The 10151-nt window shown below is 58.0% G+C and carries 9 protein-coding genes; 4 read left to right on the top strand and 5 right to left on the bottom strand.

The features are described 5' to 3' along the window. The first annotated feature begins 5 nt into the window (after nt 1-5). From C1X29_RS19960 to C1X29_RS19970, 3 genes are read left to right on the top strand one after another with little or no spacing between them, the layout of a single operon-like run. The gene (locus C1X29_RS19960; protein WP_102718182.1) at nt 6-671 is read left to right on the top strand and encodes a YjbF family lipoprotein; all 666 of its coding nucleotides are present in this window, start codon (nt 6-8) and stop codon (nt 669-671) included. Between the two features lie 29 nt (nt 672-700). Continuing rightward, the gene (locus tag C1X29_RS19965; protein ID WP_102718183.1) at nt 701-1432 is read left to right on the top strand and encodes a capsule biosynthesis GfcC family protein; all 732 of its coding nucleotides are present in this window, start codon (nt 701-703) and stop codon (nt 1430-1432) included. Further along, nucleotides 1429-3507, top strand: coding sequence for a YjbH domain-containing protein (locus tag C1X29_RS19970; RefSeq protein WP_102718184.1), 2079 nt, complete (start codon nt 1429-1431; stop codon nt 3505-3507). The genes C1X29_RS19965 and C1X29_RS19970 overlap by 4 nt, the downstream gene beginning before the upstream one ends. 388 nt (nt 3508-3895) lie before the next feature. Here C1X29_RS19970 and C1X29_RS19975 read toward each other — a convergent pair whose 3' ends face one another. The 3 genes from C1X29_RS19975 to C1X29_RS19985 form a co-directional block, all read right to left on the bottom strand. Beyond that, complete coding sequence (locus C1X29_RS19975; RefSeq protein ID WP_074689221.1) at nt 3896-5290, bottom strand: undecaprenyl-phosphate glucose phosphotransferase; 1395 nt, start codon at nt 5288-5290, stop codon at nt 3896-3898. Nucleotides 5291-5673: 383 nt separating this feature from the next. Further along, nucleotides 5674-6333 (bottom strand): helix-turn-helix domain-containing protein, encoded by a 660-nt coding sequence (locus tag C1X29_RS19980; RefSeq protein ID WP_102718185.1) that lies wholly within the window; start codon nt 6331-6333, stop codon nt 5674-5676. Between the two features lie 290 nt (nt 6334-6623). Next, nucleotides 6624-7364 carry a winged helix-turn-helix domain-containing protein gene (locus tag C1X29_RS19985; RefSeq protein WP_102718186.1) on the bottom strand — a complete coding sequence of 247 codons (741 nt, stop codon included), beginning with the start codon at nt 7362-7364 and terminating at the stop codon, nt 6624-6626. Nucleotides 7365-7870: 506 nt separating this feature from the next. Between C1X29_RS19985 and C1X29_RS19990 the strand changes: the two genes are divergently transcribed. After that, nucleotides 7871-8704: an undecaprenyl-diphosphate phosphatase gene (locus tag C1X29_RS19990; RefSeq protein ID WP_007951638.1), complete on the top strand. Its 834-nt coding sequence runs from the start codon at nt 7871-7873 to the stop codon at nt 8702-8704. On the opposite strand, the gene C1X29_RS19995 is transcribed toward C1X29_RS19990, so the two are convergent. Further along, a complete protein-coding gene (locus C1X29_RS19995; RefSeq protein ID WP_039772759.1) occupies nt 8705-9076 on the bottom strand; it encodes a DUF2388 domain-containing protein in 372 nt (123 codons plus the stop codon). 84 nt (nt 9077-9160) lie between these two features. Next, nucleotides 9161-10147, bottom strand: coding sequence for a tRNA dihydrouridine(20/20a) synthase DusA (gene dusA, locus C1X29_RS20000; protein WP_102718187.1), 987 nt, complete (start codon nt 10145-10147; stop codon nt 9161-9163). Nucleotides 10148-10151 lie beyond the last annotated feature (4 nt).

Here is a 10151-nt window from a genome sequence, read left to right on the forward strand (position 1 = left end):
CGACTGTGAAAACGTTGAAAGTGGGCGTGTGCCTGATGGCGGCCGTTTTGTTGAGTGGCTGCAATCCGCTGATGAGCGCTTCGTTGAACAACCTCAAGTCCGCCGTCATCGGACCGGATGAACTCGATGTGTCGGCGGAGCAGGTGGCCGGGGTCAAGTATCCCCAGCTCAAACTGACCACACCGTCCGGTTCCGGGGTGTTGGCGCTGGTGCGCGAGCGCGAGGACCTGCAGTTCTGGGTCGCCTCCGGCAAGCAGGTGCTGCTGATGCGCGACGGCCTGGCCATGCGCACTGTCGGCCTCGGCGTGGACGGCGATCTGGACGGCACGCGTCTGTCCGATGACTCGCCGTTCAAACAGGGCCTGCATCGCATCACCGACGGCTACACCAGCCGCCGCTGGATCGACCTCTACAAGGGTCAGGAAGTCGGGATCATCGTCAACAGCCGCTTCGCCCGAAAATCCCTGGAAACCCTCGAGATTCTCGACAAGGAATACTCCGTGCTGCGTGTCGATGAGCAGATTGACGCGCCGGCCATCGGCCTGCGCGCAACCAACCGTTACTGGGTCGATCCGGTGGACGGTTTCATTGTGCAGAGTGAACAGCAACTGACCTCGCAGTTGCGGGTCAGGATCGTGCAGCTGACCCCTGACCGCAGGCATCTCCCGTGAAGCGGCTCAGAGCGCTGTCGGCGTGTTTGATGTTGCTCGCTGGGGGCAGCGAAGCAGCGGTCATCGTCAGCGGTGATGTCGCCAACCCGGGCCCGATCGAATTGCCGGCGGGCGGGCGTTTGCGCGACGTGATCGGCGAGGCCGTACCGAATGCCGAAGGCTACTGGCTGGCGGGCGTTCTGTTGCGTCAGTCGCTGCTGGAGGAACAGGCGCGGCTGAAGGTCGGCGTGCTGTTCGATCTGGATGTGCTGCAACGCATGGCGATGCTGTTCGACAAGCCGAGTCGTGCGGCGCTGGCCCAGCGCCTGGCCGAGCAGGTCCGGCAGATGCCGGTGACCGGGCGGCAGATCGCCGATCTCGATCCGGTGGCGGTGGAAGTTGGCTTCGCCCGCAACATCCGTCTCGACGATGGCGATCAACTGATCTACCCGAAACGGGTCGACGAAGTCGAAGTGCTGGGCGCCGTCGCCGAGCCGTGCCGCCTGCCTTATCAGCCGTTGCAGGAGGCCCGTGAATACCTGCAGGGCTGCACGTTGCTGACGGCGGACGCCGATGCCGATTACCTGTGGCTGATCCAGCCCAACGGCGAATCGCGGCGGGTCGGCATCGCCCACTGGAACCGCGAGAGCGGGCAGATGCCCGTGGCCGGCAGCAAGATTCTGGTGCCGGTGAAAAACGATGATCTGGATCCGCCTGTCCCTGAACTGAATCAGCAGTTGGCCGAATTGATTGCCACGCAGTTGGCTGAGGTGGTTCGTTGAATTTGCGTTTTGCAGCTGTGCTGTTATTGCCGTGTGGCCTGGTGCATGCCGAGCCACGGATTACCCAGAATGACTTCGGCGGCGTCGGTCTGTTGCAGACCCCGACCGCGCGCATGTCGCCCGCCGGTGAGTTGAGCGTCAACGCCAACCGCACCGAACCGTACAGCCGATACAGCGTTTCGTTGCAGCCGCTCGACTGGCTGGAAGGTTCGTTTCGCTACACCGCCATCACCAACCGTCCCTACGGTTCCGAAGCGCTGAGCGGCAGCCAGAGCTATAAGGACAAGGCGGTCGACGCCAAGGTCCGGCTGTGGCAGGAAAGCCACTGGGCGCCGGAAGTGGCGCTGGGCTTTCGAGACATCGGCGGTACCGGTCTGTTTGCCAGTGAATTCTTCGTCGCAAACAAGCGCTGGGACAATTTCGATTTCAGCGCCGGCATCGCCTGGGGTTACATCGGTAATCGCGGCGATGTCGACAACCCGTTGGGTTCGATCAGTGACCGCTTCAACACCCGCCCTGACCTGGAGGGCACCGGTGACGTCAACGCCGGCTCGTACTTTCGCGGCAAGCCGTCGTTTTTCGGCGGCGTGAGTTACCAGACGCCCTGGGACCGCCTCAGCCTGAAACTCGAATACGAAGGCAACAACTACAAGCACGAGCCCAAGGACAACATCATCAAGCAGGACTCGCCGATCAACCTCGGCGCGGTGTTCAAGGTGACCGATTCCGTCGATGTGAGTGCGGCCTGGGAGCGCGGCAACACGGCGATGTTCGGCATCACGTTCCACACCAATTTCGTCAGCCGCAAGGCCCCGGCCAAGACCTTTGATCCGCCGGCCGAGCCGCTGCCGGCGAAGGCGCCGACCGCGTCCATGGAAGAGGTCAATTGGGCCGACGTGTCGCGCCGTTTGCAGCAGAACGCGGGCTACAAGGTCGAGCGCATCACCCAGCGCGATTCCGAACTGATCGTGTACGGCGAGCAGCAGCGTTATTTCCATTCGCCCAAAGCCGTCGGCCGCGCGAGCCGGATTCTCGACAACAGCGTCAACGACGACATCGACTGGTTCACCGTGGTCAACAAGCGCTACGACCTGCCGCTGGAAGAAACCAGCGTGCCCCGACAGACCTTCCGCGAAGTGATCAACAACGAAGAACCGCTGGAGTCGCTGCACCGCACCACCGAGATCAACCCGGCGATGCCGCGCAACGAGAAAACCCTCTACACCGAAGCGCCGCAGCACTTCAATTACGGCGTCGGCCTGGGCTTCAAACAGAACGTCGGCGGCCCCGATGGTTTGCTCTATCAGTTCACGGCGGATCTGGATGCCGAGTACCGCTTCAACCGCAACACCTGGTGGAACGGTCTGCTGAGTCAGAACCTGATCAACAACTTCGACAAATTCACCTACGACGCCCCCAGCGGCCTGCCGCGTGTGCGCACCGACTTGCGTCAGTACCTGACCACGTCGGACACCACCATGCCGCTGTTCCAGGTCAGCCACGCCGAGCAACTGGACAAGGATCTGTACGGCATGGTCTACGGCGGTTATCTGGAATCGATGTTCGCCGGGGTCGGGGGCGAGGTGCTGTTTCGCCCGACCGGCAAGCGCTGGTCGATCGGTGCGGACCTGAACTATGTGCGTCAGCGTGAGTTCGACCAGGGTTTCGGCCTGCGTGATTACTCGGTCTGGACCGGTCACATCACCGGCTACACCGACCTGCCGTTCGACACGCTGGCCGCAGTCAGCGTCGGGCGTTACCTGGCGGGCGACTTTGGCGGCACGGTGGATATCTCCCGCGAGTTCTTCAACGGCGTGCGCTTTGGCGCCTGGGCGACCATCACCACCGCCGGCAGCGCCGAGTATGGCGAGGGTAGTTTCGACAAGGGGTTGTACCTGTCGATTCCGTTCGACGAAATGATGAGCATGTCGACCATGCGCCGCGCCAACCTGGTGTGGGCACCGCTGACCCGTGACGGTGGCGCGCGGCTCAATCGCAGCTTCCAGCTGCACTCCATGACGGATAGTCGGGAAGGGGACATGTTCTACCGCAACTTCGGGAAGATTACTGAGTAGGTTCGGGGGAGCGGGGAGTTAAAGCGGGAGCCTGTGGGCTCCCGTTTTGGTTTGTGGTGAAGGGGGATCTTGATGCAGCCGTGATTGCTGGGGGAGTCGGTGTGTTGCGGGTGGTTGGCAGGTTCAAGTCTGGTGTTGGATGATCCGGCGCCATCGTCGGATCGCCGCCCGGACCAAGCCCGCTCCCACAGGTTATCGGGTGAGGCCGCAATCTTCGGCATTCCCCTAATCCTTGTGGGAGCGGGCTTGCCCGCGAAGGCGTCCGCTCAGCCGACATCAAAACATCAGACTCTCCTAGGCCGCAGAACCCTCCGCCAACCCCAAATCCCGCCCACAAAAAAGGGGACTTTCGTCCCCTTGCGATGTTGCCTTCTCAAGGCGCTGCGTCTCAGTAAATATCCTTCGAAAGCAGGGTGAACGGCGTCTTCACCAGAATTTTCAGATCCAGCCACAGCGACCAGTTATTGATGTACTTCAGGTCGATCTCGACACGCTTTTCCATTTTGTCGAGGGTGTCCGTCTCACCCCGGCAACCGCTGATCTGTGCCAGGCCGGTGATGCCCGGTTTGATTCGGTGACGGGCCATGTAGGCGAGGATCTTGCCCGAGTAGTAGTTGTTGTGCGCCACGGCGTGCGGGCGTGGGCCGACCAGTGCCATGTGGCCTTGCAGCACGTTGAACAGTTGCGGCAGCTCATCCAGCGAAGTGCGACGGATAAAGCGACCGACCGCGGTAATGCGCGAATCGTTGCGGCTGGCCTGCTTGACGTCACGGTCATCGTGAACGCGCATCGAGCGGAATTTCCAGACCTTGATCACCTTGCCGTTCCAGCCGTGGCGATCTTGCTTGAAGAACACCGGGCCCGGCGAGTTGAGCTTCACCGCCAGGGCCACGGCCAGCAGCACCGGGCTTAACAGGATGATGGCCAGCAGGGCGACGGCTTTCTCCACCAGACTCTTGCTCAGCGCAGCGGTCGGGCGGCTGGTCAGCGGGCTTTCGTTGAGGTAGATCGCCGGCAGGCCGTCCACGACTTTCACCGAGTGATTGAGCAGCGTCAGGCTGTTCAGATCCGGCACCCAGACCACGTCAACGTTGGCATCCAGCAAGTCCACATACATCGCCTCGATCTTGGCGGCTTCCGACAGCGGCAGGGTGATGTACAAGCGGCGGATGTCGTGGGTCTGGATCAGTTCGAGCAGTTCGTCCTGAGCGCCGACAACGCGCGGGGCGTCCGCTTCCAGCGACGGGGTATCGCCGTTGCTGACCAGACCAACCAGCGGCAGGTTTTCGTGCTGGCTCAGCTTCTTCGCCAGGCCCAACGCCAGTTCGCCGGTGCCGACGATCAGGGTCTTGTGTTCGCTTTTGCGCGACCGCTGGTAGAACTTCGAGAACGCATGCAGCGGTGCGTACAGCAGCGCCTGACCGAGGAAACCGTATACCGCCCACTCAAGGATGACCTGGCGAGAGAACAGCGCATCGGCCTTGCAGATGAAGGCGATGAACGCCAGCCCGGCCATGGTCATGAACCAGCCCATGAACAGTCGACCCAGCCCGGTCAGGTAATTGTCTCGCTTTCGATACGCGCCGCTGAAGGTATAAGCCGGCACCGAGGCCAGTACCGCCAGGATCGTGCACATCCGATAGTAGAACTCGACGGTGCCCGTGTGCTGTTCGGCCAGTATGAACAACAGGGAAACAATGAAACTCTGTGCCAGCGCCCATTGGCCCCAAAAGGTCAGTCCCTTGAGGCCGGTGTTTCGATTGATACGAAGAGAAAGATCCATACGATATCCCCAAAAGACGTCCATTCAGGTTTCGACAGTAGAAAACCGAGTTGTTAAGCAGACTTGTTATTGTTGTTTGAGCCAGTGTCCTGAGGTAACAACGCCGGAATGCGGAACTGTCGTCAGTCAATAGACTAAGTTATTGTCGGGGATGCTGTCTGACGAGTTCTAACAAGATGGCACAGTGCCAACTTATTTGAATTTCCAATATTCAAACGTTAGAAAAGGTCGAAAGGCAGGGGGTGAATAATCAATATTGTGTTTGCTATCGTAGGTGGGGTCAGGAGGCGGGTATAACCAGGGAGGGGTGAAACCAAACAGAGTGCTTTTTTATTTTTGTAATCGCACTTGTATCTGTTTGTCTTGTAGGGGGGGGATGTTGTTTAGGCAACAACTTCCTGGATCAGGCAATAACCGCGATTGCGCACGGCACGAAACAATCGTTCACCGTTGCTGGCGTTCTTGAATTTGTCTTGAAGACGGCTCAGGCACATTTCCAGCCCCCGATATTGTTCCGGCTCGCGACCGATGCTGAGGATCAGATCGTCGCGACTGACAACACGATCTTCATGGTGCAGCATCTTGCGGACCAGTGCGGTTTCGAGCCCGGTGAGACTGATCTCGACGCCTTCTTTGGTCAATGCACCCTGATCATTGTCCAGATGCCAGGCTTCGGTGCAGGGCGCGTCGGATTCGATCGTTCGGGAAGTGTCAGTGGGGTTTTCGGACATGGCCGTGGAATTGTGGAATGAATGCGCCGATTGTGCTGCCAGCCATTCCGATTCGAGGGTGGCCAATATGCGCTGGGTATCATGTTCGATGCTGCGTGCGACATGCTTCCTTGTGCCGCGTGGGTAAGTGAACTCCATCAGCATCGGAGTGGAAGAGGGCGAAGCAACACCTTCAATAAACATTTGTGCCTGAGACGTGCCAAACGAATTGAAACGCTCACTGGAGAGAATGCTCTCGAGTTCGCGCTGCGACGCTGAGCTGTTAGTCACGACAACAAAGTATTTTCTTGGGAGGGTCGTGCTGGTTTCCATGTCTCTCTCCTAAAGTACACACCAAATTTGGCGAAAAAATAATGGCAGGCGAGCAATGTTTTCCTCGGAATTAATCGATCAGGCAGGGTCTGGGCCCAAAGATGGCCTCGATAAGTTCCACTCGGTCTGCGTTAGAGTAATGGTTTATTGTTATGTTTAAGTGTTGCAGCGCTCATGCAATTGACAGCTTTTTATTAGATATGTGACGCGGTTAAAACTATGAGAAAGCGGATGTTTGAAGCGTTGCATCAGACGTTCCCTCGTATGCTGCAAAAGAGTGTTTCCCTGAATCAAGGGGTTGAGATCAAACCCCTCATCAGACGATAGCCATACCCGCGAATGCTCTGTATGGCGTTCGTACCGTACACGTCCTTGATTTTCCCACGCAAGCGGCTGATGGATTTTTCCAGCGCCCGAGGGTCGTAGAATTGGGTATTCAGCCCCATGATGCTGGCGATTTCATCGTGGCTGAGAATGTGATTGCCGGTCTGCGCAAAGGCTTGCAGGATCTTCATTTCGGCAAAGGAGATATCCAGTTTCTTGCTGGTGTCCGAGAGGCAGATGCGGGTGGGGTCCAGCACCAGATTGATATCGCGCTGCCATTCTTCACTGTTGAAGAACTCGCCCAGCAGCTCGCCGCTTTCATCGGACAAGGTATTGAGTTTGATACAGAAGTCGGCACCGGCCAGAAAATACTTGATCTTGTTGTGGGCGCCACGACCTGTGATCACTGCACAAATAATCGGCTTCAAGTTGTCGTTGCGCAGGTTTTCCACCAGGGCAAGGTTATCTTCGAGTGCCTGAGGGCTGTCGATGATAATGAAGATCGCCCGATACAGCCCGTGATATTCGTTGTGCTGATATGAACTAATGTAGGCGTCGGCTTCAACAGCCACACCGCTCTGCACATGCTTTGCGATTAGCGCGCTAAAGTGTTCAGCCACGCCACGGGTACGACCCAGGGTGAGAACACCTGGTTCGTCGCTTGTGCGGCGCGGGCTTCTAGTCGCTAAGTTACCTGTGAGCATCATGCATTGACTCGAAAAGGTGCTGACATCGGGATGTTAAAGCACCGGTTCTCATCTGTGACTGACAATTGGTAACATTTGGACGAATTTTAGACGTGGCTCCCGAGTTTTCTAACAATAATTAAGCGATTCAAGCTTTTAGTTGATTTTTTCGGGGCTGTGAACTAACGGAATTGAGGTCGTTAGATGGTGGCAATATGGAATGGTGCCACTATTTTGTGATTATCGCGAGCTGTTTTTATGTCCCTTGGCCATCACTCAACTGCATACGTATCAGAGCAATGTGAGGTGGGTCACATTTTATGGGCAGGCCTGTGTTTTGGCTATAACGTCGACAAGTTCACACACGGACGTTTATTAACATGCCTTGAGTGTGGCTTTTGATAAGACATATTCTCCGTCCCCGAGTCGGGCAATGGGTGTACATCTGCCAATTGTTTTACTTCAGATACTCAATGCCTGAATGCATTTAACAGGGCGCCCGCAAAGAGCGTTCTGACGGAGGATTAATGGATTTACTGACCTTGTTCAAGGTGCTGATTCTTGGGGCGGTAGAAGGCCTGACCGAGTTCCTGCCCATTTCCAGTACGGGCCACCAGATTATTGTTGCCGACTTGCTGGAGTTCGGCGGCGAACGCGCCATGGCGTTCAACATCATCATTCAACTGGGCGCCATTCTGGCCGTGGTCTGGGAGTTTCGCCCGAAGATCTTCGAGATCGTCAAAGGCCTGCCGACCCAAAGCAATGCCCAGCGTTTTACCCGCAATTTGCTGATCGCCTTTTTCCCGGCGGTCATTCTCGGCGTGTTATTCGCCGACACGATTCATGAATACCTGTTCAACCCGATCACCGTAGCGGTTGCATTGGTCGTGGGCGGCATCGTGATGTTGTGGGCCGAGCAGCGCGATCATGTAGTGAGCGTCGACCATGTGGACGACATGAAGTGGGCCGACGCGCTGAAGATCGGTTGCGTACAGTGCCTGGCGATGATTCCAGGCACGTCGCGCTCCGGTTCCACCATCATCGGCGGTTTGCTGTTCGGCCTGTCACGCAAGGCCGCCACGGAGTTCTCGTTCTTTCTGGCAATGCCGACCATGGTCGGTGCCGCAGTGTATTCCGGCTACAAGTACCGCGAACTGTTCCAGAGCAGCGACCTGCCGGTCTTCGCCTTGGGCTTTGTCGTAGCATTCATCTTCGCGATGATCGCCGTGCGCGGCCTTCTGAAGTTCATTGCAAACCACAGCTACGCCACCTTCGCCTGGTACCGCATCGCCTTCGGCTTGCTGATCCTTGCCACCTGGCAATTTGGCTGGGTGAACTGGACGGCTGCCGCAGCCGCCTGATCACTGACTGCTGATCAGTGCAGCGACGGCGAGGTCGCTTAACTCGGTATCGGGCGATTCATGACGAAACCGCTGCAAGGCTGAAGTGAAATACGCAGCCTTCAGCATTCCGTCGCTGGCTAGATAAAGCCGCGCGTCTTCCAGCTCCTCGGCGGAGTAAACGCGTTTATGGCTGTCGGTGGTTTCTTGCGAGGCTGTAAAAGGCGTGAGCAGCAAGGAAGCAAGCGAGAAACCAGACAACTTGGTCACCTCCCATGGCGTATCGGTGTTACCCAGACACAGCCCGTCGCAGTGGGCCTGGGCATTAGACGTGGCGCAAAACAAGGCAAGGAGGGTGCAACGCTTGAAACCAGAGAAATTCAACGCGGGCATAAACAAAAGACATCCTGTCAGTACATCAAAAGAATTACATCAGCGGGCAACAGTCATTCGTTGCCCGCACATTCAACGCATCGATCAACGACCCGCCAGCAACTCCGCCGCCTGATCCAGCAACGCCAGCGGATCCTTGGCCTTGTGGATATCCACCGACAACAACTGACGAAACTTGCGCGCCCCCGGGAAACCGGTGCCCAGGCCCAGCACATGCCGGGTGATGTGATGCATCGCGCCGCCGGCCAGCAAATGCTCGGCTATATAAGGCCGCAACTGCGCCAGCGCCTCGGCCCGGCTGATCACCGGCGCGCTGCTGCCGAACAACTGCTGATCCACCTCGGCCAGCAGATACGGATTGTGATACGCCTCGCGCCCCAGCATCACCCCGTCAAAGGTCTGCAAATGCTCATGGCAGGCCTCCATCGTCTTGATCCCGCCGTTCAGAATGAACTCCAGCTCCGGAAAGTCCGCCTTCAACCGCGCCGCCACGTCATAACGCAACGGCGGAATGTCCCGGTTCTCCTTCGGCGACAACCCCTCCAGAATCGCAATCCGCGCATGCACCGTAAAACTGGTGCACCCGGCATCCCGCACCGTCCCGACGAAATCGCACAGCTCCTCATAACTGTCCCGCCCGTTGATCCCGATCCGATGCTTCACCGTCACCGGAATCGACACCGCATCCCGCATCGCCTTCACACAATCCGCCACCAACTGCGGATGCCCCATCAGGCACGCCCCGATCATATTGTTCTGCACCCGATCACTCGGGCAGCCAACGTTCAGATTCACCTCGTCGTAACCGTGCTCCTGCGCCATACGCGCGCAAGCGGCCAGGTCCAGCGGAACACTACCGCCTAACTGCAACGCCAGCGGATGCTCGGCTTCGTTGTGACGAAGGAAACGCTCGTGATCGCCGTTGAGCAGAGCGCCGGTGGTGACCATCTCGGTGTAAAGCAGGGCGTTTTTCGACAGCAGGCGTAGGAAGAACCGGCAGTGACGGTCAGTCCAATCCATCATCGGCGCGACGGAGAAACGGCGGGAGAGTGGGGCGGGTGTGGCGGTGATTGGG

The sequence above is a fragment of the Pseudomonas sp. GW456-12-10-14-LB2 genome (assembly GCF_002884345.1).
Lineage (GTDB): Bacteria > Pseudomonadota > Gammaproteobacteria > Pseudomonadales > Pseudomonadaceae > Aquipseudomonas > Aquipseudomonas paraglycinae.